At 29.0% G+C, this 26,897-nt stretch carries 24 protein-coding genes, 1 tRNA gene and 1 rRNA gene; 20 read left to right on the top strand and 6 right to left on the bottom strand.

Annotated features, from left to right (window positions below):
* Positions 1-9 precede the first annotated feature (9 nt).
* The 6 genes from rrf to ACUSRV_RS08910 all read left to right on the top strand — a co-directional run bounded on the left by rrf (position 10) and on the right by ACUSRV_RS08910 (position 5,986).
* Positions 10-126 (top strand): 5S ribosomal RNA (rrf, locus tag ACUSRV_RS08935).
* Between the two features lie 217 nt (positions 127-343).
* Positions 344-2,572: a DNA helicase PcrA gene (gene pcrA, locus ACUSRV_RS08930; RefSeq protein WP_490141595.1), complete on the top strand. Its 2,229-nt coding sequence runs from the start codon at positions 344-346 to the stop codon at positions 2,570-2,572.
* Positions 2,573-2,587: 15 nt separating this feature from the next.
* Positions 2,588-3,886 carry a M18 family aminopeptidase gene (locus ACUSRV_RS08925; protein ID WP_490141594.1) on the top strand — a complete coding sequence of 433 codons (1,299 nt, stop codon included), beginning with the start codon at positions 2,588-2,590 and terminating at the stop codon, positions 3,884-3,886.
* 24 nt (positions 3,887-3,910) lie between these two features.
* Entirely contained in the window at positions 3,911-4,702 is a 792-nt protein-coding gene (locus ACUSRV_RS08920; RefSeq protein ID WP_490141593.1) for a patatin-like phospholipase family protein, read from the top strand.
* Positions 4,703-4,765: 63 nt separating this feature from the next.
* On the top strand, positions 4,766-5,362 hold the full coding sequence (locus tag ACUSRV_RS08915) for an AAA family ATPase (protein WP_490141592.1): 597 nt from the start codon (positions 4,766-4,768) through the stop codon (positions 5,360-5,362).
* A gap of 99 nt (positions 5,363-5,461) precedes the next feature.
* The gene (locus ACUSRV_RS08910; RefSeq protein ID WP_490141591.1) at positions 5,462-5,986 is read left to right on the top strand and encodes a peptidylprolyl isomerase; all 525 of its coding nucleotides are present in this window, start codon (positions 5,462-5,464) and stop codon (positions 5,984-5,986) included.
* Positions 5,987-6,044: 58 nt separating this feature from the next.
* On the opposite strand, the gene ACUSRV_RS08905 is transcribed toward ACUSRV_RS08910, so the two are convergent.
* Positions 6,045-7,643 (bottom strand): putative manganese-dependent inorganic diphosphatase, encoded by a 1,599-nt coding sequence (locus ACUSRV_RS08905; RefSeq protein WP_490141590.1) that lies wholly within the window; start codon positions 7,641-7,643, stop codon positions 6,045-6,047.
* Positions 7,644-7,712: 69 nt separating this feature from the next.
* Between ACUSRV_RS08905 and ACUSRV_RS08900 the strand changes: the two genes are divergently transcribed.
* Positions 7,713-8,309 (top strand): DUF4230 domain-containing protein, encoded by a 597-nt coding sequence (locus tag ACUSRV_RS08900; RefSeq protein WP_490141589.1) that lies wholly within the window; start codon positions 7,713-7,715, stop codon positions 8,307-8,309.
* A 239-nt stretch (positions 8,310-8,548) separates the two neighbouring features.
* On the opposite strand, the gene cdr is transcribed toward ACUSRV_RS08900, so the two are convergent.
* Positions 8,549-11,056: a CoA-disulfide reductase gene (gene cdr, locus ACUSRV_RS08895; protein ID WP_490141588.1), complete on the bottom strand. Its 2,508-nt coding sequence runs from the start codon at positions 11,054-11,056 to the stop codon at positions 8,549-8,551.
* 127 nt (positions 11,057-11,183) lie between these two features.
* A complete protein-coding gene (locus tag ACUSRV_RS08890) occupies positions 11,184-11,474 on the bottom strand; it encodes an ArsR/SmtB family transcription factor (protein ID WP_490141587.1) in 291 nt (96 codons plus the stop codon).
* Between the two features lie 207 nt (positions 11,475-11,681).
* Between ACUSRV_RS08890 and mnmL the strand changes: the two genes are divergently transcribed.
* Entirely contained in the window at positions 11,682-12,629 is a 948-nt protein-coding gene (mnmL, locus tag ACUSRV_RS08885; protein WP_490141586.1) for a tRNA modification radical SAM protein MnmL/YtqA, read from the top strand.
* 49 nt (positions 12,630-12,678) lie between these two features.
* On the opposite strand, the gene ACUSRV_RS08880 is transcribed toward mnmL, so the two are convergent.
* Both ACUSRV_RS08880 and ACUSRV_RS08875 read right to left on the bottom strand, forming a co-directional pair.
* Positions 12,679-12,752 (bottom strand) — tRNA-Cys (locus ACUSRV_RS08880).
* 182 nt (positions 12,753-12,934) lie between these two features.
* On the bottom strand, positions 12,935-13,180 hold the full coding sequence (locus ACUSRV_RS08875) for a hypothetical protein (RefSeq protein WP_490141585.1): 246 nt from the start codon (positions 13,178-13,180) through the stop codon (positions 12,935-12,937).
* An 87-nt stretch (positions 13,181-13,267) separates the two neighbouring features.
* On the opposite strand from ACUSRV_RS08875, the gene ACUSRV_RS08870 reads away from it, so the two are divergent.
* The 7 genes from ACUSRV_RS08870 to ACUSRV_RS08840 all read left to right on the top strand — a co-directional run bounded on the left by ACUSRV_RS08870 (position 13,268) and on the right by ACUSRV_RS08840 (position 19,608).
* Positions 13,268-13,996 carry a YkgJ family cysteine cluster protein gene (locus ACUSRV_RS08870; protein ID WP_490141584.1) on the top strand — a complete coding sequence of 243 codons (729 nt, stop codon included), beginning with the start codon at positions 13,268-13,270 and terminating at the stop codon, positions 13,994-13,996.
* 239 nt (positions 13,997-14,235) lie between these two features.
* On the top strand, positions 14,236-15,033 hold the full coding sequence (locus ACUSRV_RS08865) for a GTP pyrophosphokinase (RefSeq protein WP_490141583.1): 798 nt from the start codon (positions 14,236-14,238) through the stop codon (positions 15,031-15,033).
* Between the two features lie 97 nt (positions 15,034-15,130).
* Positions 15,131-15,823, top strand: a complete 693-nt coding sequence (locus ACUSRV_RS08860) for a metallophosphoesterase (RefSeq protein ID WP_490141582.1) — start codon at positions 15,131-15,133, stop codon at positions 15,821-15,823.
* Positions 15,824-15,875: 52 nt separating this feature from the next.
* Entirely contained in the window at positions 15,876-17,591 is a 1,716-nt protein-coding gene (locus tag ACUSRV_RS08855) for an ABC transporter ATP-binding protein (protein ID WP_490141581.1), read from the top strand.
* Positions 17,592-17,605: 14 nt separating this feature from the next.
* Complete coding sequence (locus ACUSRV_RS08850) at positions 17,606-18,403, top strand: hypothetical protein (RefSeq protein ID WP_490141580.1); 798 nt, start codon at positions 17,606-17,608, stop codon at positions 18,401-18,403.
* A 133-nt stretch (positions 18,404-18,536) separates the two neighbouring features.
* Entirely contained in the window at positions 18,537-19,100 is a 564-nt protein-coding gene (locus ACUSRV_RS08845) for a 5' nucleotidase, NT5C type (protein WP_490141579.1), read from the top strand.
* Positions 19,101-19,122: 22 nt separating this feature from the next.
* A complete protein-coding gene (locus tag ACUSRV_RS08840) occupies positions 19,123-19,608 on the top strand; it encodes a hypothetical protein (protein WP_490141578.1) in 486 nt (161 codons plus the stop codon).
* 38 nt (positions 19,609-19,646) lie between these two features.
* On the opposite strand, the gene fba is transcribed toward ACUSRV_RS08840, so the two are convergent.
* Positions 19,647-20,573, bottom strand: a complete 927-nt coding sequence (gene fba / locus ACUSRV_RS08835; protein WP_490141577.1) for a class II fructose-1,6-bisphosphate aldolase — start codon at positions 20,571-20,573, stop codon at positions 19,647-19,649.
* 187 nt (positions 20,574-20,760) lie between these two features.
* Between fba and ACUSRV_RS08830 the strand changes: the two genes are divergently transcribed.
* The 5 genes from ACUSRV_RS08830 (at position 20,761) to ACUSRV_RS08810 (ending at position 26,822) form a co-directional block, all read left to right on the top strand.
* Positions 20,761-21,090 carry a DUF1904 domain-containing protein gene (locus tag ACUSRV_RS08830; RefSeq protein WP_490141576.1) on the top strand — a complete coding sequence of 110 codons (330 nt, stop codon included), beginning with the start codon at positions 20,761-20,763 and terminating at the stop codon, positions 21,088-21,090.
* Positions 21,091-21,120: 30 nt separating this feature from the next.
* Positions 21,121-21,843 carry a pseudouridine synthase gene (locus tag ACUSRV_RS08825; protein ID WP_490141575.1) on the top strand — a complete coding sequence of 241 codons (723 nt, stop codon included), beginning with the start codon at positions 21,121-21,123 and terminating at the stop codon, positions 21,841-21,843.
* Positions 21,844-21,856: 13 nt separating this feature from the next.
* Positions 21,857-22,606, top strand: a complete 750-nt coding sequence (locus ACUSRV_RS08820; protein WP_490141574.1) for a phosphatase — start codon at positions 21,857-21,859, stop codon at positions 22,604-22,606.
* Positions 22,607-22,608: 2 nt separating this feature from the next.
* Positions 22,609-23,964 carry a 23S rRNA (uracil(1939)-C(5))-methyltransferase RlmD gene (gene rlmD, locus ACUSRV_RS08815; RefSeq protein ID WP_490141573.1) on the top strand — a complete coding sequence of 452 codons (1,356 nt, stop codon included), beginning with the start codon at positions 22,609-22,611 and terminating at the stop codon, positions 23,962-23,964.
* 314 nt (positions 23,965-24,278) lie between these two features.
* Positions 24,279-26,822, top strand: a complete 2,544-nt coding sequence (locus ACUSRV_RS08810; RefSeq protein WP_490141572.1) for a peptidoglycan-binding protein — start codon at positions 24,279-24,281, stop codon at positions 26,820-26,822.
* Positions 26,823-26,897 lie beyond the last annotated feature (75 nt).

Genomic DNA, 26,897 nt, shown 5'->3' with positions numbered 1-26,897 from the left:
TAAAGATTATGTGGTTACAATAGCAAGGAGGATACACCTGTTCCCATTCCGAACACAGAAGTTAAGCTCCTTAGCGCCGATGGTACTTGGTGGGAAGCTGCCTGGGAGAGTAGGACGTAGCCGCGTAGTCTTTTTTTATTAAAATTTAATAAATAAATAAGCAACCTTATGGGTTGCTTTTATTATTGACTAAAACTATATTAAATCATCAAGAAAGATTTGTTCTAATTTTTATTAATATAGTAAATAATTAATTAGTAGTCAATTAAATCTGTATTAAGTTTGAACATTTCTATAATTTGAATTAAAATATACTTATGGAACTTTTTAGAGGAGGCACAATATGAATTTAGATACATTAAATCCAGCTCAGCGAGAAGCAGTAGAAAAGATAGCGGGGCCAGTTCTTATACTAGCAGGAGCGGGATCTGGTAAAACTAGAGTTTTAACATATAGAATAGCACACTTAATAGAAGATAAAGGGGTGTATCCATCTCATATATTATCTATAACATTTACAAATAAAGCTGCTAATGAAATGAGGGAGAGAGTCGAAGAGACGTTAGCTGCAGATACAAAAGATATGTGGATTAGTACATTTCACTCTTGCTGCGTAAGAATACTTAGAAAAGATATAAATAAAATAGGATATAATAGATCGTTTGTTATTTATGATAGTGGGGATCAATTAACCCTTATAAAGGACTGTTTAAAAGAACTTAACTTAAGCGATAAGGTATTTGAACCAAAGAACATTATAAGTCAAATATCTGGTGCTAAAGATAAATTAATATCGCCAGAACAGTTTAAGAAAATTCACCAGGATGATTTAAGAATGAGTAAAATAGCATCTATATATTCGTTATATCAAGATCGTCTTAAGAGAAATAGTGCGCTGGATTTCGATGATTTAATAATGAAGACAGTAGAATTACTTAAAGAAGACGAAAGTGTTCTTGCTTATTATAGAAATAAGTTCAGATATATAATGGTTGACGAATACCAAGATACTAGTAAAGCGCAATATGAATTTATAAAGCTACTTGCTAAAGAACATCAAAATATATGTGTAGTTGGAGATGACGATCAATCTATATATGGATGGAGAGGCGCGGATATAAGAAATATACTAGAATTTGAACGAGATTATGATAATGTACATGTAGTAAAACTTGAACAAAACTATAGATCTACTCAAGTAATACTAGATGCGGCAAATACCGTAATTGCAAACAATATAGAGAGAAAGAGAAAGAAGTTATGGAGTGAGCAAAAAGAAGGAGAGCCTATAAACATATACATATCAGAAAACGAAATCGCAGAAGCTGATTTTATAGCAGATACTATATTGAAATTGCGTAGACAAGGAAGAAGCTATAGCGATTTTGCAATATTATATAGGGCAAATGCACAAGCTCGTCCAGTGGAAGATGCTCTTAATAGGCAGCAAATTCCTTATAACATATATGGTGGTATAAAATTCTATGAAAGAAAAGAAATAAAGGATTTAATAGCCTATTTAAGATTAATTCAAAATCCACAGGATGATATTAGTTTAAGAAGAATAATAAATGTACCTAAAAGGGGAATAGGTCTTAGAACAATAGAAAAAATAGAAGATAGATCTGTTATTAAACAAGAAAGTATATTCTCTGTACTGTTAGATATAGATATTAACTCTGATATATCTACTAAAGCTAAAGCTAGTATAAACAATTTCGTAGAAATAATAGGAACATTAAGAGCTATGAAGCAAGCTTATCCTGTAAGTAGACTTATAGAGAAAGTTTTAGAAACTACAGGATATATAAAGGAGTTAGAACAAGATAAATCGGATGAAAGTCAAGATAGAATAGATAATTTAAGAGAATTTATATCTATAGCTATAGAATTTGAGAATAGTAGTGAAGAAAAAGACCTTGAAACATTTTTAACTTCTGTTGCCTTAACTTCTGATGCAGACAGAAATAAAGAGGATAATGATAGAGTGTCTCTTATGACTATGCACACGTCAAAAGGACTTGAATTTCCTGTAGTTTTCCTACCTGGACTAGAAGAAGGAATATTTCCTATAGCTAGAGCAATGAAATCTATGATTGAATCAGAGATAGAAGAAGAAAGAAGACTGTGCTATGTAGGTATAACTAGAGCTAAAGAAGAGTTATTCATGATACATACAATTAAAAGAACTTTATACGGCAAAACAAACGCATCTGTTAAGTCAAGATTTATAGGTGAATTACCAGAAGAATGTGTTAATTGGCCAAATAAAGATGAATACCAATCATCGAGCGTTGGAAATTATAAATCAGGATATAATTTATTAGATAAATATAAACAAAAATATATGCAAAATATAAATAAAAAAACTGTGGCTACGAATATAGGAGCAACTATAAAACCTGAATGTAGTGATGATATACCTGATATAAAACTAGGATGCAAAGTGCATCATCAAAAATTTGGAGTTGGGACTGTTGTATCAGTTCAAGGGTCAAATGTAACTATTGCATTTGAAAATAAGGGAATAAAGATTATAAATAAAGATTATACAACTCTGGATGTAATATAAAAAGGAGATAATAAAATGAAAACTAAGGAATTTGGGAATGATTTGTTAGATTTTATATATGAAAGTCCTACTGCATTTCATGCTGTAGAAAGCGCAGAAAGATTATTGAGTGGAAATAACTTTACAGAAATAGACTTACTAAATAAATGGGATTTAGAATTAGGGGGAAAATACTATATAAAAAAGAATAAATCTGCTATAGTTGCATTTACTGTAAATTCTAATAATATTGAAGAAGAAGGATTTAGAATTGTAGGATCTCATTCTGACTCTCCATCATTTAGAATAAAGCCAAATGCTGAAATAGACGTCGAAAAAACGTATTTAAAGTTAAATACAGAAGTGTATGGTGGACCTATACTCAACACTTGGCTAGATAGACCATTAGCTATAGCCGGTAGAGTTACTGTAAAAAGTGAAAATATATTAAGACCAAAAGAAATATTAGTAAATATAAGTAAGCCTATATGTATAATACCTAATTTAGCTATACATATGAATAGAAGTGTAAATGAAGGTGTAGCATTAAACAAACAAAGAGATATGCTTCCGCTAGTAGGTATTTTAAATGATACATTAGAAAAAGATAATTTTTTATTAAAAGAGATATGTAATAATTTGAATATAGATATAGATGAAATACTAGACTTTGATTTATTTTTATATGAATATGAAAAAGGTATTTTAATGGGACCTAATGAAGAATTCGTATCTTCTTCTAGATTAGACAATTTAGCTATGGCTCATGCTAGTTTACATGCTTTATGTAATAATAATGGAAATAAAGGTATAAATGTAGCTGTTGTATTTGATAACGAAGAAGTTGGAAGCTCAACAAAACAAGGGGCAGATTCTAATATGTTATTAAATATACTAGAAAGAATATGTTTAAGCCTAAATAAAGATAGAGAAGAATTTTTTAGATGTCTATATTCTTCTTTTATAATATCAGCAGATTTAGCTCATGCGGTTCATCCTAATGTGCCAGAAAAACACGACCCAACTAATAGGCCTGTTATGGGGAAAGGTCCGGTTATAAAGATAAATGCCAATCAAAGTTATACTAGCGATAGCTACTCTACAGCAGTATATGAGAATATATGCAGGGAAGCTGATGTGCCATATCAAAAATTTGTAAATAGGTCTGATGAAAGAGGGGGCAGTACTATAGGACCTATATCTTCTACTCATATAGATATACCATCAGTTGATGTAGGAACTCCAATACTTGCTATGCATTCAATAAGAGAGTTGGGATCTGTTATAGACCATTACTATATATACAAAAGTTTTATTAAGTTTTATGAGATATAGAACTATCAAAAGGGAGATGGCGTAATGAATATAGGACTTTGTTTACCGGGTGGAGGTGCCAAAGGGGCATTTCAAGCAGGGGTTATATGTTCGCTTTATGATAACAAAATAAACAAGTTTAGTATAGTAACAGGGACGTCTATAGGAGCTATAAATGGATACTTTGTTTATACAGATAATGTTGATAAACTTAAAGATATGTGGACAAATTTAGATGAAAAAAGCTTTGTAAATGGTAAAATAAAAGATAATGTTGTGGATAATTCTGAAATAATTAATGTATTAAAGGATCTAAAGGATAAAGGTGATAATACAAAGTCATTGTATGTAAATTATACTAAAATAAGAAATCATAGTATAAAAGAAGTCACCGTAGATGTGTCTAAACAAGATGTAGAAAAGGGATTAGATTATATAAAATATAGCTCTCTTTTACCATGCAAAATAGATGAAGAGGTTACCCTTAAGGAGTTAATGGATTCTTATGATGTAGGAAAGGTATTCGAAGACTTTAGGACAGATGTTATGAATGGAGTATTTGACGGATATGATTTAGATGGTGGAATAATTAGAAATACATTGTTGACACCATTTATAGAAGAAAAAGTAGATAAACTAATAATAATACCTATGAGAAATGACTATACTGCACCTGATTATATAAAGGATCATTATAATGATGAAGACATAATTATAATAAAACCAAATACAAAACTTACTTCTGAGCATACTCTAAAATTTGAAAGAGAGTTTTGTAAAGAAATATTTAATGAAGGATATGAATTAGCAAAAGACATTATTTACAAACTTGAATAAACTCCTAAAAATTAGTATAATGTAAAGGTTCTTTTAAAATAAAACTATGGAGTTGAGATAAATATGGCAACAAAGAGAATAGCTGTTTTAGGTGGACCGAGGTGTGGAAAAACAACACTAATACAACACCTATATGTTGAGATGAAAATATCTGGATTAAATGTAGGGTATGCCTTTGAATATTCAACTGAGTATTTAAGAGACAAAGGTATGATTGAAAGTATAGCAGAACAATATGGAATATATTTAGGGCAAAAGAAATTAGAAGATCAATTATCTCAATTTGACTATGCATTGACTGACTATGCTACATTTGTACCATATATATATGGTAGATTTATGCTAGGTAGAAAACAAAGATCTAAAAAAGAAATAGAAATATTAAAAGATTTATATGCATTAGCATTAGAAGATATACAAAATTATGACCTGATAATATATGTTCCAAGAGAATTTGGATATGTACAAGATGGAGTAAGATGGCAGGATGAGAAAATAGCTACTGAAATAGATGAAGCTATTATAGGATTTCTCAAATCTGAAAATGTGAATTATATAGAAGTAAATGGCACTACGAAAGAAAGATCTAAAAAAATACTCAATATTTTAGATATAGATTATCGTGAAACACCACAATTAGATGGAATAGAAGAAAAATAAGCTACCGACTGTAGCTTATTTTTTTGTGTTTTTGTATATACTAAATAGGAAGTACATAGTATAATTTATTTGTAAATATTTTACAATGGAGGTAATTAAATGGAAAATAAAAATCCTATAGTTAATATTGAAATGGAAAGCGGAGAAAAAATAGTTGTAGAACTATATCCTCATATAGCTCCTAATACAGTTAAAAATTTTGTATCTTTAGTACAAAAAGGTTTTTACGATGGACTTATATTCCATAGGGTAATACCTGGATTTATGATACAAGGTGGATGCCCACAAGGTTTAGGAACAGGAAATCCTGGATATTCTATAAAGGGTGAATTCAGCTCTAATGGATTTACAAATAACCTAAAACATGAAAAGGGAGTTATCTCTATGGCAAGATCAGCGAGTCCTAACTCTGCTGGATCTCAGTTTTTTATAATGGTTGCTAAATCTCCTCATTTAGATGGACAATATGCCTCTTTTGGTAGAGTATTAGAGGGTATAGAAGAAGTAGATAAAATAGTAAGTGTTTCAACTGATTTTAGAGACAAGCCACTTGAACCTCAGGTTATGAAAAAAGTTACAGTAGAAACTTTTGGAATAGATTATAGTGACGTAGAAAAGGCATAATAATAAGAAAGGTATTGATTAAATTTTAATCAATACCTTTTTCTATTTAAGGAAATTTTTATTTGTTTAGTTTTAATGCATTAGTTAATTTAGGAATTAGCTGTTTCTTTCTAGAAACTAATCCATCTATAAATGCTCCTTGACGAGCATCTATATCAAATGAACTAGACATAACATTATCAGAACCTTTATATAGTATATAAGACCCTTCTTTTATTATATCAGTTATAGCTAATAATAATATATCGTAGTTAGTATTGTTTATATAGTTTAAGAATTCTTCTTTCTTATTAAATATAGAATCCACATCTAAAGTAAATACTTGTCCGATACCAACTCTACGGCCTTCAATGTTGAATTCTTTAAAGTCCATATTAACTATTTGTTCTATAGAATACCCTTCTAGAGATGTACCTGCTTTAAACATTTCCATAGCATATTTTTCATAATCAATTTCAAGTATATTACTTAATTCTTCAACAGCTTTTTTATCTATATCAGTAGTTGTTGGAGATTTAAATAATAATGTATCAGATAATATTGCTGACATTAAAAGTCCCGCTATTTCATGTGGTACTTCTAAATAATTTTCCTTGTACATTTGATAAATTATAGTAGCGCTACACCCAACTGTCACATTTCTAAAGTTTATAGGAGAAGATGTAGCTATACCTCCTATTTTATGGTGATCTACTATTTCTATTATCTCAGCTTGATCTAATCCATCTGCACTTTGAGCATATTCATTATGATCAACTAATATAACCTTTTTTCTAGATGGATTTAATAATTGTTTTCTGCCAATTAAGCCTAAAAACTTATTACTATCATCTGTTACAGGGTAACTTCTAAAATTAGTATTTATCATATCATCTTTTATATCATCAACATAATCATCTTCATTAAATACAATTAAATCGTTAGTGTTAACTATTGATTTAAGATAGTTACAATGATTTATAAGTTTAGAAGTTTCATAAGTATCGAGTGGAACAGATATTATAGAAACAGAGTTGTCTTTAGCAAGTTGCAATAAGTTTCCTGGAACTTCTTGGTCTCCAGTAACTACTATTAACTGCACCTTAGTTTCTATAGCATAGCCAATAGTGTCGTATCTATCTCCAACTATTACTATATCTCCTTGAGTTACTACTTCTTTTATAGTTTCATAACCAAAGGATAAAGTTATAACTCTACCATTTATAGTTGGATTACAATTTACTAGTACTGAACCATTTAAGTCTTTGCATATATTTGATATAGAAGTGTTTATAGTTCTATGATTATTTAAAAGCAATCCTGTAGCTATATCTTTCATAGTTATAAGTCCTATGAAAATTCCATTTTCATCTACTATAGGCAAAGTTCTTATATTGTTTTTATCCATAGTCTTATATGCTTCTAATACAGATTCGTATGGATCCATAGGAATTACTTTGTCATACTGTAAATCCTTAACCTGTATTTTAACATTTTTTAAAATTTCAGGATATTCTACATTAAAGTGATTTAAGATGTACTGAGCTTCTTTTCTTACTTCACCTAATATATAAGGTGTAGCTTTATATCCTAGCATGTTTTTTAACTTAGCTAAAGCTATAGCAGAACATACTGAGTCTGTATCAGGGTTTTTATGTCCGAATACTAATGCAGGCATTGTAATGCTCCTTTCACTTAAGAAATTGTTATATTGCAATATTTATATTATATCAAAGGGGGTAGAATTTTGGTACAAAAAGTAAAAAAAACTAAAAAAATGTCAATAATTTTTATAACATTAGTATGCGTGTTTGTTTCGATATTTAGTTATAAGTATATTTTATCTGAACATACTAAAAAAAATACGAGTGCAATAATGGATACTATATATAAAGTTTTAGAAATTACAACTACTAAATATAATTACACAAATATAGTGACTTTTAAAAAAGATAAAACTGTAAATAATGTAAAAATACCTTTTACAGAAAAATCCTTTATAGTAAAGTACAATGGAGTTATTAAAGCAGGAATAAATGGCGATGATATAAAAGTTACAAAAAATACGGGAGAGATTATAAATATCCAAATTAAAAAATGTGTAATATTAGACCATTATATAGATCAACAAAATGTCTATGTTTATGATATAAAAAACTCTATATTTAATAAAGTAACCATAAATGAGGTTTTCGAGGAACTTAATAAATACAAGGATGAATATGAGAAAAAGATAATGTCAGAGGGATTTGTAGAGGAAGTAAAAAATAATACAGAAAGTTCGTTGAAAACAACATTAAAAAATATAGGATATAAAGAAGTAAATATTTCATTTATAGAGTAGATTTGTTTATATAATTAGATTTATAAGTAAATGAAAACAATTAAAAATTTTCTGAAAAATATATCAATTAATTATTGACTTTTAAATCATATGTTAATATAATAAATATATAAAATTAAAAACTTATTAAATAAAGGGGCCTATTAAGGCCCCCTTATTTTTTTTGAAAGAAACATATTTCGACATTTTAAAATAAATATTATTGTCAAAAAAGGTTTATTTTTGTATTGAGATATTTTTTATATGAATAAGTTTAATCCAGATTCATCAGCCGCACCAAGATATGAAGCAACTCCAGCTATTTCAACTCCATCTATAAGTTCTTCCTTCTTTATTCCCATTAAATCCATGGACATAGCACATGCTACAACATTAACACCCATATCTATAGCATTCTTTATTAAGGTATCTAAATCATCTACATTATTTTTCTTCATTATATGACTTATCATTTTAGGTCCCATACCACCCATATTCATTTTCGATAGTGGAAGCTGGCCAGTATGTTTTGGAAGCATCATATCAAACATCTTTTCCATTGAATCTTTCTTAACTGATGGTTTGTCTTTTATCTTTAATATATTCAATCCCCAGAATGTAAAGAACATAGTCACCTTTTTACCCATTGAAGCCGCACCAGTTGCTATTATAAATGATGCTATTGCTTTATCTAACTCACCGCTGAATACAACCATTGTAGCGCCATCTTTAGACTGATTAGATATAGCAGCTGATCCTACAGTACAAGAGGCATCAGAGTTATTTAATTGTTTATTTCCTTTTAGGATAAATGCTTTAAATGCCTTTTCACCTTTATCAAACTCAGACCTTATTAAAGTATTTCCCGTTCTTTCACACCAAGTAGATATGTCCTTAGCAAATCCTGGATCAGTAGCTTTAACTTCTAAAATTTCTTCCTCATTCATTTTATTAACTTCTTCAAAAACTCTTCTTATTGGACCAGGGCATTGAAGGCCACATGCATTAAGTGTTACATGTGCATTTATATCTTTTAATTCTTCATTATCCAAGCGAGATCCACCTTTTATAACTCCAGAATCATCAACTGGAGCATCATACTTTTTTCCTTGGTCACCATTTATACCTTTAACTAAAGCATAAGTCTTATATCCACCATCTAAGTTCTTAACTGTATATCCATATTGAGAAAGAATTCTAGCTCCGATATATCCTCTTAAACCAACTTGACAAGTTAAATATACTTCCTTATCCTTTGGTATCTCTTTCATTCTATTTCTAAGTTCACCTAAAGGTATATTTATTGAGCCTTCTATATATCCCATATCTCTTTCTTCAGACTCTCTAACATCTATTAATAGACCGCCATTTTTAACTATATTATCTATTTCATTCCACTGAACTATATCAACAAGACCGTCTATTATATTTGACGCAACGTAACCAGCCATATTAACAGGGTCTTTTGCTGAAGAATAAGGTGGAGCATAACATAATTCTAAATCTGGTAAATCAAATACAGTAAGGTTACCTTTTATAGCAGTAGCTATAACGTCTATACGCTTTTCGACTCCATCAAGACCAACACCTTGTGCACCGAATATTTTTCCATCTTTAGGATCAAATATTAGTTTAAGTGATATAGGGAATGCACCAGGATAATAACCAGCATGAGACCCTGGATGTATGTGTAATGCTTTATAGTCTATACTAAGTCTTTTTAATAACTTTTCGTTATTCCCAGTTGAAGCAACTGTTAAATCGAACACCTTAGCCACAGAAGAGCCTAATGTACCTGGATATTTAATATCTCTACCAGAGATATTATCAGCGACTATCCTTCCTTGTCTATTTGCAGGCCAAGCTAAAGGTATCATAGTAGGTTTTCCATTTATATAATCTGTTACTTCAACAGCATCTCCTAGAGCATATATATTAGGATCAGATGTTTTCATATGGTCATCTACTACGATTGCTCCTCTTTCATTGAGATTAAGACCAGCATCTTTAGCTATTGTACTTTCTGGTTTAACTCCTATAGAAAGTATTATCATATCAGTTTCTATTTCTCTGCCGCTATTTAATATAACTTTTGTACCATTATTTTCAAAAGACTTAACTCCATCTTCAAGTATTAAATCGACACCTTTATCAAATAAATGATCGTGCACTATACAAGCCATTTCGTAATCAATTGGAGCCATTACTTGGTTAGACATCTCAACAAGTGTTACATGAACATTTCTATCATGAAGATTTTCAGCCATTTCAAGGCCTATAAATCCACCACCAATAACAACAGCACGTTTAGGCTTTCGAATATCTACAAATGCTTTTATTACATCTGTATCAGGTATATTTCTTAGTGTAAATAAATTATTAGCTTTATCTATTCCAGGAATTGGAGGCTTAATTGGGTTAGCTCCTGGAGATAGTACTAAAACATCATAAGATTCTTCGTATGTTTCATTAGTTTTATGATTTTTTACAGTAACAGTTTTATTATCTTTATTTATTTTAATAACTTCACTTAAGTTTCTTATATCCATATTAAATCTAGAAGACATTCCTTCTACAGTTTGAACAAGAAGATTACTTCTATCAGCTATAGTTTCTCCTATATGATAAGGAAGACCACAGTTAGCAAATGAAATATACTCTCCTTTCTCGAACATTATAATTTGGCAGTTTTCATCAACTCTTCTAAGTCTAGCTGCGGTAGAAGCACCGCCAGCAACTCCACCTACTATAATTACTTTTTTAGACATTTTTAAAATCCCCTTTCATTATATTAATCTAATAATCCTTATATTATAATAATATGATTTAATTTTCAAAAGAAGTCATATATAATAATATAAATTGACTTCTTTTATATTTTTTCTAAGTTATTAATTATTCTTCAAATAAAGCTTTTATTACTCTTGCAACCTTTTCATTAGAAACTCTGTATATTATTTCAAGACCATTTCTCTCGCCGGTAATTATACCTGAAGATTTTAATTTTGCAACATGTTGAGAAATAGTAGATTGAGGCATGTCTAAACATATTTGCATGTTAGTAACGTTGCTGCTACCTGCATCTAATAGGCCTTTTGTTATACATAATCTAACTGGGTGAGACAATGCTTTTAATATTTCAGCACTTTCCTCGAATAATTTAGGGTTATTTAAGAATGTTTCCATGTTTATCCCCTCCAAAAATGCTATATTCATATATTACGATATAGTTGATGACTTGTCAATAAACTTTAAATAATAAATTTTTAAATATATATTATTTACATCTATAGTATAAGTAAATTAGTATATATTAATGTATATAGTATTAAAAATATTAAGTGACTAAGTATTACATAGTAGTTAAGAACAAATATTTATCAGGAGGGCAAAATGAATAATAGATATAAAATATATTCTAATTATCTTAAAGAAAAATACGGAGAGAAGGTTTATAAATTACCTTTAAACTTGCCTATAACTTGTCCAAATAGAGATGGAGAGATAAGCAAAGGAGGTTGTACATTTTGTGCAGATGTAGGCGCAGGATTTGAAAGTCTAGAAAATACCTTATCTGTAAAAGACCAACTTATTAAAAATATGGATTATATAAGAAAAAAGTATAAAGCAAATAAGTTTATAGCTTATTTTCAAAACTATACGAATACCTATATGCCTTTAAAAAAATTTGAAGAGTATATAAATGAAGCTATTATGGATGATATAGTTGAGATAGATATATCTACAAGACCAGACTCTATAAATGACGAATATCTTAAAATACTAAAGAATATAAGTGAAAAAAATAATATAAATATATCTATAGAGATGGGGCTTCAAACAGTTAATTATCATACTTTAAATAAAATTAATAGGGGACATAGCTTAGCTGAGTTTATAGATGCTGTATTTAGAATTAAAAAATACGGTTTTGAAGTTTGTGCTCATCTTATACTAAATTTGCCAGGAGATAATATGGATGATGTAATAGAAAATGCAAAGATATTATCGGCATTAGGAATAGATGGAGTAAAACTACATTCTTTATATATAGCAAAAGAAACAGATATGGCACAACAGTATATTAACAATGAAATAAGTATGATAGATTTAAATGAGTATGTAAAAAGAGTATCTATATTTTTACAATATTTGTCTAAAGACATAGTAATTCACAGATTAATAGGAAGAGCCCCTGAAGAAAATACACTATTCTGTAATTGGAATACTTCTTGGTGGAAGATAAAAGATATGATAGATGAATATATGGAGACAAACAATATATATCAAGGAGATAAGTGTGATTATTTAAACGGAAAAGCAGTTAAAAAGTTCTTATAAATCTAACAAGGGTAGACTTAAATATATTTAAGTCTACCCTTATTAATAATGGAGGCGGCACCCGGATTTGAACCGAGGATAAAGGAGTTGCAGTCCTCTGCCTTACCACTTGGCTATGCCGCCTTGCATCTTTATAGTATAGTATATTCTCATATAGTGAAAATATTACCAAATTTTTTTAAAAAAAAGAGAACTTCCTTGGGGGAGCATGGAAGTTCTCAAAGGGGGAGATTGAGTTAAATCTTTGTTCGTACAATTATAATATGTACAAGTTTTTAATTTGTTATACATTTTTTGAAAAAATTTTATCTTTTTATAAATTTTGGACCTAAATACTTTTTTATATCTTCTTCTGAAGAAAAAGGGTCTATTAATATTTCTTTGCCACTTTCCTCAAATATTACTAAAACTTCGCAATCAGCTGCTAAGAAAAACTTTTTTACGGTATCTTCTTTTACTTCTCTAACTTTAATTAAATCTTTTTTCTTTTTTTCAAAGTCTTTTGTAAAGTATATTCCCATTGGAGATATTACCTTGGCATATCTATTCATAAAAAATTACCTCCTACTAATATGTATAAATTATGGTATAATATTCTTTTGTGTTAACCTAATATATTATAACAAGGAGATGTTATAATGCCTAGTATAAAAAAGGAAACTATATTAAAGAGCATAAAGTATTGTGAAGAAAATAATATTTTCTCAGAACTAAATAAAGTATATGATTCTGTTCCAAAAGGCAACTGCAAAGGATGCGGAAACTGTTGCATGGAGTCTGTTGGAATAAATTTAGTTGAATTTCTAAACATATATAATTATTTACAAAAAAGCAATAAATTAAAATCGAATAGTATGAATAATATTTTTGATTATTATTTTTTAGAGTATGTAGAAAAACTACCATGTCCATTTAAAGATGAAAATAATAGGTGTTCTATATATGAAGTAAGGCCACTTAATTGTAGAATATACGGACATTGGATAAAAGAGGATTACAATAGTAATTTAAATAAAGTAAAAAAACAAAATGTAGAATTTGCTAAATATATGAGAAAGACATATGATTTAAACATAAGTGATAACGTAATAAACTATAAGATTTCTTATTGTGAAGACTTTAAGCCTTATGAAGATTATATGAGTAAAGATAATCGTTTGAATTTGTCTGATAAAATAGTTACATTAGATTCTAAATTATATTCTAAAGGAATAATCAACATAAATTTTAAGGATAGAGGTATAGTAGAATATTTCATAGAATCTATGTTTAATGAAAGGATATCTAGTAATATAAAGATTAAAATAACAAAAGACAATAATATAAGAAATAAGACTCTTAATAAATTAAAAAAATTATTTATATAGGTTAACCAAATAATTTTTATATGATAAATTAAAATATAGAGTGGATAAACTAAATATAACTCATATAATAAAATAGGGCTGTTTAATATTGCAGACTTAAAAGGACATACTGTATATTCTATGTATAATTTATCTTATTGTACTACGAACCTTATAATGAAAATTCGCATTATTGTACAAAAAATCGATAATTTATGGTAAAATATATAGAGTTAAAAACGATATAAAGGGTGAGTAATATGGAATATGAAAAGTGGGATGATATATTAGTACCTTATGAACATGGAATAGAAGAACTAAAAGTAAAGTTTAAAAATATAAGAAAAGAGTTTTTAAATAAGGGGGAATACTCTCCTGTAGAATTTGTTACAGGAAGAGTAAAAAAAATAGCATCTATAATATCTAAATCTAAGAGGTTAGGTATACCTTTAGATGAGGTAGATACAATGGAGGACATTGCTGGAATAAGGATAATGTGCCAATTTGTTGAGGATATACATACTATAGTAGATATTATAAAAAATAGAAATGATATGGCTATAGTATATGAAAAAGATTATATAGAAAATTTTAAGGACAGCGGTTATAGAAGTTATCATGTAATAATAAAGTATCCTATAAATACAATTTTAGGATTTAAGGAAATATTAGCTGAAATACAAATAAGAACTTTAGCTATGAATTTCTGGGCTACAATAGAACATTCATTAAAATATAAATACGAACATTATATACCTGAAGATATAGAAGTTAGATTGAGACGAGCAGCTGATGCAGCTTTTTTACTAGATCAAGAAATGAGCGAAATAAGAGAAGAAATAATGAAAGCTCAAGTAATGTATCAAGTGAAATCTATAACTATAAGGGATGTATTAAATAGAATACAAGAACTTTACAATATAGGAGAAACTCATAAGGCTATAATGTTTCAAAGAAGACTAGATAGAATAGATAATGAAAGAGATATAAGTGAGATTATAATTTTAAAAAATGAAATAGACGAGATATTAGAGCAATATAAAAAAGAGGTGAAGTAATTTCACTTCTTTTATTTTTGTATGCTTATTATTTATTGTATAAAATTATAAAGAATATATAGTTAGGATATAATTATTTAAAGAAGGAAGTGATAATATGGCTTTGTATGCAATAGGAGATTTACACTTTTCAGAAGCTGTAAATAAACCTATGAATATTTTCGGAGACAACTGGAAAAATCATGAGGAAAAAATAATAAAAGATTGGATAAATAATGTAGATGATAATGATACTGTATTAGTGTTAGGAGATACTTCTTGGGGAATAAATATGCAAGAGGCAATGCCTGATTTAGATATCATAGACAAACTTCCAGGAAATAAAATATTTGTTAAAGGAAATCATGATTATTGGTGGACTACTGTAGGAAAGTTAAATAAATTATTTGATAATATGAAGTTTTTACAAAATAATTATTATATGTACGAGGAATACGCTGTATGTGGAGGAAGAGGATGGATATGTCCTAATGAAGTAAAATTTGATGAAAATGATAAAAAAATATATCCTCGGGAAGTACATAGAATAAAGTTATCTCTAGATGCTGCAAAAAAGGACGGACATGAAAAAATAATAGTAATAACTCATTATCCTCCTACTAATGATAAACTAGAAGAATCAGAATTTACTAAACTATACAAAGAGTATAATGTTGAAAAAGTTATATATGGACATCTTCACGGAAAAGAATCTTTTAATATGGGATTAAAGGAAGTTTACAATGGAGTTGAATATTTATTAGCTTCATGTGATTATACAGAATTTAAACTTATAAAAGTAATGGAATAATATACGTTAATTGGTAAATAATATAAAAGTGGTGGGTAAGGGGGGAAAACACATGGTAAGAAAGTTTGTTCAATATTATAAACCACATAAAGGATTGTTTTTATTAGATTTTTCATGTGCCTTTTTAATATCTATAATAGATTTAATATCTCCTATAGTTGCTAAAAATATTATAGATAATATAATACCATCTAAGAACCTAAAGCTATTAATAACAATAGGCATAATACTTCTAGTTATATATGTATTAAGAAGTGCGCTTCAATATATAGTAGATTATTGGGGTCATATGTTAGGGGTAAGAATGGAATATGATATGAGAGAAGATTTATTTTCTCATATAAATAAACTATCATTCTCCTATTTTGATAACAATAAAACAGGCCAAATAATGTCCAGGCTAGTTAATGATTTAAATGAAATTTCAGAACTTGCACATCATGGGCCTGAAGATTTGTTTATAGCTACTATAACATTAATAGGTTCATCTATTATGATGATGGTGTTAAACGTAAAGCTTGCAGTAGCTGTATTGATTATAATACCATTCATATTGTATTTTGGTATAAATAAAAATAAGTCTATGAGAAAGTCATTCCGAGAGTTAAGATCAAAGCTTGGGGATATAAATTCTCAAGCTGAGGATAGTATAAGTGGAATTAGAGTTGTTAAAGCTTTTAATAATGAACAATATGAAGAAAAGAAGTTTAGAATTGGTAATTTAAATTTTAGAAAAGCAAAAGAAGATTCTTATAAAGCAATGGCAGAATTTTTTTCCGGAATTACATTTTTTTCAAATTTTATAAATCTCATTATTTTAATATACGGTGGATATCTAATAACTACGCATGATCTTACTATAGGAGACTTAGTAGGTTTTTTGCTTTATATATCATTGTTTTTACAGCCTATAAGAAAAATATCTAATCTAATAGAAAGCTATCAAAAGGGAATGGCAAGTTTTTCAAGATTTATGGAAATAATGAATATTAATCCAAGTATAAAAGATTCAAAAAGTGCTATAAATATAGAAAATGTAAAAGGGGATATAAAATTCGAGAATGTCCATTTTTCATATGAAGATAAAAAAGATATATTAAATGATATAAGTCTACATATAAGACCAAACGAAACAGTTGCATTTGTAGGTGCATCAGGAGTTGGTAAAACAACTTTATGTAGTTTAATTCCTAGATTCTATGGTGTGAGAAGTGGTAGTATAAAAATAGATAATATAGATATTAAAGATATATTTTTAAGGTCATTAAGAAATAATATAGGAATAGTTCAACAAGATGTTTTTTTATTTTATGGAACTATAAAAGAAAATATAGCTTATGGAAATATAGGGGCAAGTGATGACGAAATAATAAAAGCAGCTAAAAGTGCAAATGCCCATGAATTTATAATTTCTCTAGAAAATGGATATGATAGTTATATAGGAGAAAGAGGTGTAAAGTTATCAGGTGGACAAAAACAAAGAATAGCAATCGCAAGGATGTTCTTGAGAAATCCAAAGATATTAATATTAGATGAAGCTACTTCAGCACTTGATAATAAAACCGAGCAAATAATACAAAAAGCTCTATATGATTTAAGTAAGGATAGAACAACTCTAGTAATAGCACATAGATTAGCAACAATAAAAAATGCAGATAGAATAGTGGTTTTAGATAAAGATAAAATATCAGAGATTGGAAAACACGAGGAGCTTATCGACAAAAAAGGAATATATGCAAGTTTATATCAATCTCAATTTAAAGTATAAAGGAGTCGTGATCTATGAGGTGGATTTTGGTGATCTTGCTCTTGTATTTAATACCTTTAGTAATTTTGTTTAGAAACAATAAGAACCTTAAAAGAGCTTGCACATATGCTAGTATATATACCGTATTATCTAGTCTTATACTTATAAGTAACATATATATAAGTAAAGTAAATAGTATAAGGGATATGATTTATTATAATTCTTATGCAGCAGATGAAGTAGAACTAGAAAAGGAAAGTGTATCTAAAGACACAAAATCAGTGGGTATTAAAAAGCAAAGTCCAAATAAAGAAAAAGAGATTGTTATAAATGATGAAAGTGAAGAAAATATAGGAGAAGAACCTAAATCTACTTTAAATGTAGAAAATAATAAAGAAGAAGTAAAAGATTCTGATTTAGTATTTGAATTTAAAAGTGAAGTTTATGATATAGAAAAGATAGCATTAATTCCTATGAGAGAATGTATACCAAATGCAAAGGTATTTTTAGAAGATGCATCAAACTTAAAGCAAATAAAGAAAGAAGTAGTAGATGCACAACAAAAATGCGAAGAAGTTGTTGAGACATATGAGGCATTAGAGGTTCCAGACTTGGCTAGAGAAAAATATGAAAAAGAACTATATAATGCAAAAATCGATGTTCAAAAAGCTTATATACTAAGAAGTAAGGCAATGGAATCTGGAGTGAGTTTTATAAATACAAAAAACCCTAAATATTTGGGAGAAGTAAAAGAGTATATGGAACTATCTGATGAATATATAAAAAATTTCGTAGAAAAAGTAAAGATAGTTGAAGCCGAAATAAAAAATTAAATATAATTCTAAAAAGCTTGCTTGCAAAAGTAGGCTTTTTAGAATTATATAAATAAGTAGAATTTTGCATTAAAACATAGACTATGTTATAATAGTTAACTTGTAAAGTCATACTTATACCTGGAGGACATATATGAAAAATTTAAATATTTGTATAGATATAGATGGAACTATAACAGACCCATATCATTTTATACCTTATATGAATGAGATATATGATGAAAATATAAAAGCTGAAGATTGTTATACTCATAAGCTAGAAGTTTTATATAATAAATCCTTAGAAGATATATTAGAAAAGTTTCATAATGAATATAGTTATTGTTATAAAGAAGCAGATATAGTTGAAGGTTCCCATAATATAATAACTAAATTATATAATGAACACAATGTATACTTTGTAACAGCTAGAAGTAATGTATTGGAACAATATACATTGGAATGGCTAATGGAGAAAGAATTCCCCAAAATAGACGTTCACTTATTAGGAAGCTACTATAAGGTAGATAAAGCAAAAGAGTTAAACTGTGATATTTTTATAGAAGATAATCCTGATAATGCCCTAGATTTGGCACATGAAGGTATAAAGGTGCTTCTTATAGAAACTAATTATAATAAAGATATAAGTCACGAAAATATAATAAGAGTCAAAAATTGGTATGAAATAAGCGATATAATAAAAGGTTTATCCTTATAATATGGCTTGGGGGAGGTTAAATATGATAGAAGTTAATTTCCAAAATAAAAGAGGAAAGTTAAAACTTAAAAGCGAAGATGTAATAGAATCATTGAGATTACGCCCGGACTTTGAATATGTAGAAGATATCTCTAATACTATAAATCAGAAAAACATAATGGCATTTGACTGTAAACTAGATAAATCTGTATTTAGATATGAAGACCTAGACGATTTAATGGAGGAACTTGGAGAAGACGTAGATGAATCTTATTTTCAAGTATTATTTGAAGATATAAGAGCTTATTTGAAAGATGCTTGTGATGAAATTGAAGCTGATTTACAAGAGGAATATATATATGATAATTTAAGATGTTACTTTGAAATATACGACATAGATGATACTTTTACAGATGTTAAGTTTGTATTTGTTATATCATTTGCAAACATTAAAATAGCATCTCTTATGAATTTGACAAAAATAATATCGAAAAGGTTATTGCAAGGCGAATCAAAATTTTATAATTAAAAAAGGATGAGATATTAGTATCTCATCCTTTTTAGTAACTATTTAGCTGAATCAATAGAACCTAAAACGTTTTCTATTTTATCTTCTACAACTGATTGTATAGCATCTCGACCAGCACCTATATATTTTCTTGGGTCAAATTCTTTTGGGTTTTCAACTAAGAATTTTCTTACAGCTGCAGTCATAGCTAATCTTAAGTCTGTATCCATATTTATTTTACATACAGCCATAGAAGTAGCTTTTCTTAACATATCTATAGGTATACCCTTAGCACCAGCTATATTTCCTCCGTACTTATTACAAGTTTCAATAACTTCAGGATCAACAGAAGAAGCACCATGAAGAACTATTGGGAATCCTGGTAATTTATTTTGAATTTCTTCTAATATATCGAATCTTAATTTAGCTTCACCCTTAAATTTAAATGCTCCGTGAGAAGTTCCTATAGCTATTGCTAATGAATCAACACCAGTTCTTTCTACAAAGTCTACTGCTTGATCTGGGTCAGTATATACGTGATGCGCTGCTACTACATCATCTTCAATACCTGCTAATACGCCAAGTTCAGCTTCAACTACAACTCCACGTTCATGAGCGTAATCTACTACTTCTTTAGTTATTCTAACGTTTTCCTCGTATTCGTGGTGAGAACCATCTATCATAACGGATGTAAATCCTGCATCTATACACATTTTAACCGCATCTAGATTTGATCCATGATCTAAGTGTAGGGCAACATCTAATCCTAGTTCATTAGATGCAGTTTCAACCATATTTACTAATGTCTTAGGTCCAGTATACTTTATAGCTGAAGATGAAGCTTGTAACATAACAGATGAATTTTTAGCTTTAGCAGCTTTTAATACTCCTTGTACTTGCTCTAAGTTACTTATATTGAAAGCGCCTATAGCATATCCACCTTCATAAGCTTTTTTAAACATTTCTTTAGTACTAATTAATGCCATCGTTAATCCTCCCTTTGATATGTAAAATAATAAGTTATTATGAATACATTATTGTATTTCTTTACCAAATATATTATACCCATAAAAATTAAAAAATGTATAGATAAAATTGTAATAACCAAAATTAAAAAGTATAATAATATTCATGTATAATAATACTTATAATAGTGAAATTAGGAGGTGTAGTATGCCACAAATAAAAATAAGAGGTGTAAAGGCAGAAGAAATATGTAAAATAAGTGAAAATATGATAGATGAATTAGTTGAAGCAGTAAAATGTCCAAGGGATTATTTTGAAATAGAATGCATACAATCTTTAGCTATAAGAAATGGACAAATATCAGACGTATACCCATTTGTAGAGGTATCTTGGTTCGATAGAGGTCAAGAAATACAAGATAAGGTAGCAAAAATAATTACAGATAATATGAGAAATAATTTAAATATAGAAAGTATGGATTTAGCATTTACAGTTTTTGAAAAAGAGAAATACTATGAAAATGGAGAACATTTCTAAAAACTCAGTACATAGAAGTTGGAGGATAAAATGGGTAAAAAACAGCGATTAGAAAAAGTATTATCTAATTTAGGATATGGAAGTAGAGCGGAAATAAAAAAATACTGCAAATACGGTATAGTTACTGTAAATGGAGAAACAGCTAAAAATTCAGCAATGCAAGTAGATCCAGAGAATGATAGTATAGTATTTGATGGAGAAAAAGTAGATTACAGAGAATATATATATATATTGTTAAATAAGCCAGCCGGATGTGTATCTGCAACCTTTGATAAACACGATAAAACGGTACTTGATTTAATAGATCCTACGTACCTTGTATTTGAACCATTTCCAGTTGGTAGATTAGACAAAGATACTGAGGGTTTATTAGTACTTACAAATGATGGTCAGTTATCCCATAGGGTTTTATCTCCTAAGAAACATGTACCAAAAACTTATTATGCAAAAGTAGAAGGTATTGTTACAGAGGATGACATTGAAGCTTTTGAAAAAGGAGTAGAACTTGATGATGGGTATGTAACTATGAGTTCGAACCTTAATATAATAAAGTCTGATAACATATCGGAAATAGAATTAACTATACACGAAGGGAAGTTTCATCAAGTTAAAAGAATGTTTGAAAGTGTAGGTAAAAAAGTTATATATCTAAAAAGAATATCTATGGGCGGATTGAAATTAGATGAAAAATTAGCTTTAGGAGAATATAGAGAATTAAGTGATGAAGAATTAGTGCTTCTTGAACAAAGATAAGAAGGTGAAATAAATGAAAATGGTTTTAGATACTCATTGTCATACACTAGCTAGTGGACATGCTTATTCTACTTTACATGATTTAGTAAGAGAAGCTAAGAATAATGAAATAAAGATGTTTGCCCTTACAGATCATGGACCTTATATGCCTGGAGGGCCTCATATATTTCATATAAACAATCAAAGAATTATACCTAGAATTATAGACGGCATATACGTTTTAAGAGGCGTTGAAGCAAACATAATAGATTATGATGGTAATATAGATGTAGGTGAAAAAACATTAAAAGAATTAGACATAGTATTAGCTAGCTTACATGACGTATGTATACCTCAAGGAACCAAAGAGCAACATACTAATGCCATTATAAGTGCTATGAAAAATCCATATGTAGATGTAATATGCCATCCAGGTAATCCTTACTTTGATATAGATATTGAAAGATTTGTAAAAGCTGCCAAAGAAAATAATGTATTAATAGAAATAAATAATAGTTCTTTTGGAAAGAGTAGGGTTGGAAGTAAAGAAAGATGTATAGAAATAGTAAAATTGTGTAGAAAATTAAAGGTAAAAGTAGTTGCAGGAAGTGATACTCATATAGCTTTTGATATAGGTAAGTTTGATTCAGTTTTAGAAGTATTTAAGGATATAAATATGCCTGAGGAACTTATTATGAATACTTCTATTAATAAAATAATAGATTATTTAGAATCTAAAGGAAAGAAAAATATAAATGAAATAAGAGCTTTAATGGAGGAATAAAAGTGAAAAAAAGAGAGATAATTGAAATTAACGTGGATAAGATGGCATTTGGAGGAAATAGTGTAACTTATATAGATGATAAAAAGGTTGAGATGAAGGGCGGAATAACTGGTCAAAAGGTTAAAGCCCTTGTAAAGAAAGTTAGAAAAGACAAAGCAGAAGTAAAATTACTAGAGGTGTTAGAAAGATCTCCTCTAGAAACTCAAGATCCATGTAAACACTTTGATGCATGTGGTGGATGTACAATTTTATCTGTTCCTTATGATAAACAATTAGAAATAAAAGAAAAGCAAGTTATGGATTTATTTTTAAATGAAAATTTATTTGGATTTCAGTTTCAAGATATAACTTCTAGTCCGGGAGAGAGAAAATATAGAAATAAAATGGAGTATACTTTTGGAGATGAAATAAAGGGAGGCCCCTTGACATTAGGCCTTCATAAAAAAGGTAAAAACATGGATATATTAACTGTAGATGGATGTTTCTTAATAGATGATGATTTTCTACAAGTATTAAAATCTACGGTAGAATATTTTGGTTCAAAGGAAATACCTTATTATAGAACTTTAAGCCATGAAGGTTATTTAAGAAACTTAGTTGTGAGAAAAGGTATAAACACAAATGAGATAATGGTAAATATAGTTACATCATCTCAGCTGGATTTTGATATGACTGAATATAAGAATATATTATTAGACTTGAACTTAGAAGCAAACTTAGTAAGTATATTACACACTGTAAACGATAGATTATCTGATGCTGTATATTGTGATGAGCTTAGAGTATTACATGGAAGAGATTATATATATGAAGAATTACTAGGTCTTAAATTTAAAATATCACCTTTTTCCTTCTTCCAAACTAATACTAAAGGTGCAGAAGTCTTATATAATATAGCAAGAGAGTTTATAGGAGAATACGAAAACAAAGTTATATTTGATTTATACAGTGGAACAGGAACAATAGCACAAGTTATGGCTCAAAGAGCAAAAAAAGTAATTGGTATAGAAATAGTAGAAGAAGCAGTAGATGCAGCTAAACAAAATGCTAAGTTAAATAATTTAAACAATTGCGAGTTTATAGCTGGAGATGTTGGACAAAAGGTCAAGACTATAAAAGCAAAACCGGATTTAATAATAGTAGATCCTCCAAGACCTGGAGTTCACAAAGATGCAATAAAGGATATTGTTAACTTTAATGCAAAAGAAATAATATATATATCATGTAATCCTAAGACATTAGTTAAAGATTTAGTTGAGTTTAAAAATTACGGATATGATATAGAAAAAGTTAGATGTATGGATATGTTCCCAAATACTCCTCACGTAGAGACTATAGTAAAGCTACAAAAGAAATAGCCTTATATCAAAGGCTTACAAGGATTTTAAGTGAAGTTTAAGTATATTTTATGTTCCCTCAAACTAATAAGTTTGGGGGATTTTTTGTCGAAAAATATGTGAAGGTTATGTGAAGATTATGTGAAGAAGCTATTTACTTTTAAATATCTAATTGATATACTTACATTGTGAAACGTTTTACAAATGAGAACAATATATCTTAAGATCATGGTTAAAGTAACAAAATAATTCATTAAATTATTTCGGTATGATTGTTTTTATTTGCAAAATATTTTAAAAATATTTTAAAAAAGTATAATAAAGGGGGAATTTCTGTGAAAAAAAGAACGATGATAGCAGGTTTTGTTTTAGCTGCAACGTTGACATTCTCAATGCCAGTAAGTAATTTAGAAGGATCATTTGGGGCAGATGTAGTTTCTGCAGCTTCAGGCAGTACATCAACACCAGCACCTAAGCCAACACCAAGTAAGCCATCAAGTGGTAAGTCATCAAGCAAGTCATCAAGCAAATCAACTGCACCTAAAAGCAGTTCACTTACAATAGGATCAAGAGGTAACGATGTAAGATCTTTACAAATTATGCTTAACAATAACGGTGCGAAGCTTACTGTAGATGGAATATATGGAAGTAAAACACAAGCTGAAGTAAAGAAGTATCAAGCTAAGAAGGGTCTTACTGCTAATGGTATAGCAAATCCAATAACTCGTGCAATGATAAATCCAGTTAAAGAAACTGTTAAATTAGGTTCTAAAGGTGGCCAAGTACAACTTGTACAATTTGAACTTTACAAAAAAGGATATACAGATCTTTATAAAATAGATGGTGTATTCGGTCAGAAAACGTTAACTGCAGTAAAAAGCTTCCAAGTTAAAAATGGTCTTAAGGCTGATGGTATAGTTGGAAAAGCTACTCATGCTAAATTACATGCAAAACCATCAACACCACCAAAAACTGATGCAGTTTCAGCTGCTTCAACAAATGTAAGTAGTATAGCTGTTTTAGAAAAATCAATGAGCAAAGATGGTAAATGGATAATAGCTACTAGCAAAAACTTATCTACTACTAAAGCACTTGTTTTAGATGGAACTTTTAAACACAATGGTAAAACTGAGCGTAACATAGCTCTTTACAATCAAGATGCTGCTGGAAAAGTAACAGCTAGATATTCATTAACAGCACCAAAACTAACTATAAAGAGTCCAAATGCTAGAATTACAAATGGAACATTCAAAGGAGATCTTTATGTTTCAGCAGAAAACTTTAGCTTAGTAGGCGCTAAAATAGATGGAGATGTGTATTTCACTACTGAAAAAGCTAAGTCTACATTCAAAATGGATTCTAAAAGCTCTGTAACTGGAAACCTACCAACAACACCAGTAGAAGATCCAGATGATACTACAGGACCTTCAGAAAATCCAGATCCAGATGTTGTTACAGCTGCTTCAATAGTAGATGATGTAAAAGTTTTTGAAAAATCTATAGGTACAGAAGGTAAATGGATAATAGCTACTACTAAAGATTTAGTTAGTACTAATAACCTTGTATTAGAAGGAGATTTTGAAAACGGTAAGTTAAATGCAGATGGTACGAAAGCTATACAACGTAAAATAGCTTTATATACTCAAGATGATGCTAAAAATGTAACAGGTGAATTTACATTAACAGCACCAAAAATAACTATAAAGAGTGCAAATGCTAGAATTCAAAATGGAACATTTATAGGAGATGTTTATGTTGAGAGAGACAACTTCCTATTATCAGGAACTACAGTTAAAGGAAACGTTTATGTTAATCAACCAAACTTCAAATTAGCAGGAGATGCTAAAATTGAAGGAAATGTATACTTCGCAACTCAAGCAATTAAAGATACATTTATACCAGCGACTGGTACTATAACAGGTGAGCAAATAGTAGTTACACCTGATGTTGTTACAGCTGCTTCAACAAATGTAGATAAAATAGAAGTTTTTGAAAAATCAATAGGAACAGAAGGTAAATGGATAATAGCTACTACTAAAGATTTAGTTAGTACTAAAGAACTTGTATTAGATGGAGATTTTGAAAACGGTAAGTTAAATACAGATGGAACAAAGGCTATACAACGTAAAATAGCTTTATATACTCAAGATGATGCTAAAAATGTAACAGGTGAATTTACATTAACAGCACCAAAAATAACTATAAAGAGTGCAAATGCTAGAATTCAAAATGGAACATTCATAGGTGATGTTCATGTTGATAGAGATAACTTCTTATTATCAGGAACTACAGTTAAGGGAGATGTTTATGTTAATCAACCAAACTTCAAATTAGCTGGAGATGCAAAAATTGAAGGAAATGTATACTTTACAACTCAAGCTGCTAAAGATACATTCGTACAAGCAACTGGTACTATAACTGGAAGCAAAATATTAACTCAAATAGATGCTGTAGCAACTGCTTCATTAGTAAGAACTGATTCTGCTTTAGAATCTGCAATGAGCGCAAATGGAAAGTGGATAATAGGTATATTAAATGATATAACTACTACAAAAGAACTTGTGTTAGACGGAACTTTTACAAATACAAAAACTCCACCTGTACAAATGCGTAAAATAGCTCTTTATTCACAAGATGCTGCTAAAGTTACAACTCGTAAATTTACATTAACAGCACCAAAATTAATTATTAATAGCCCAGACGCTAATATATCAAAAGGAACATTTGTAGGTGATGTTTATGTTTCAGCTCCAAACTTTAAATTAATAGACGCTAAAGTTGAAGGAAACATATACTTCACTACACAAGAAGCTAAAGATACATTTACAAAGGATGCTACTAGTTCTGTATCAGGCGCTCAAGAACTAAAAACTAACTAATTAAGTTATTAAACACTACATATACATTGCATATGTAGTGTTTTTTCTTATTCTCTCAGCATAGGGGTTGCTTGA

The organism is Sporacetigenium sp. TC11, from assembly GCF_058146105.1.
Note: the sequence above shows the minus strand (reverse complement) of the source record. Positions and strands in the feature narration are given on the sequence as shown.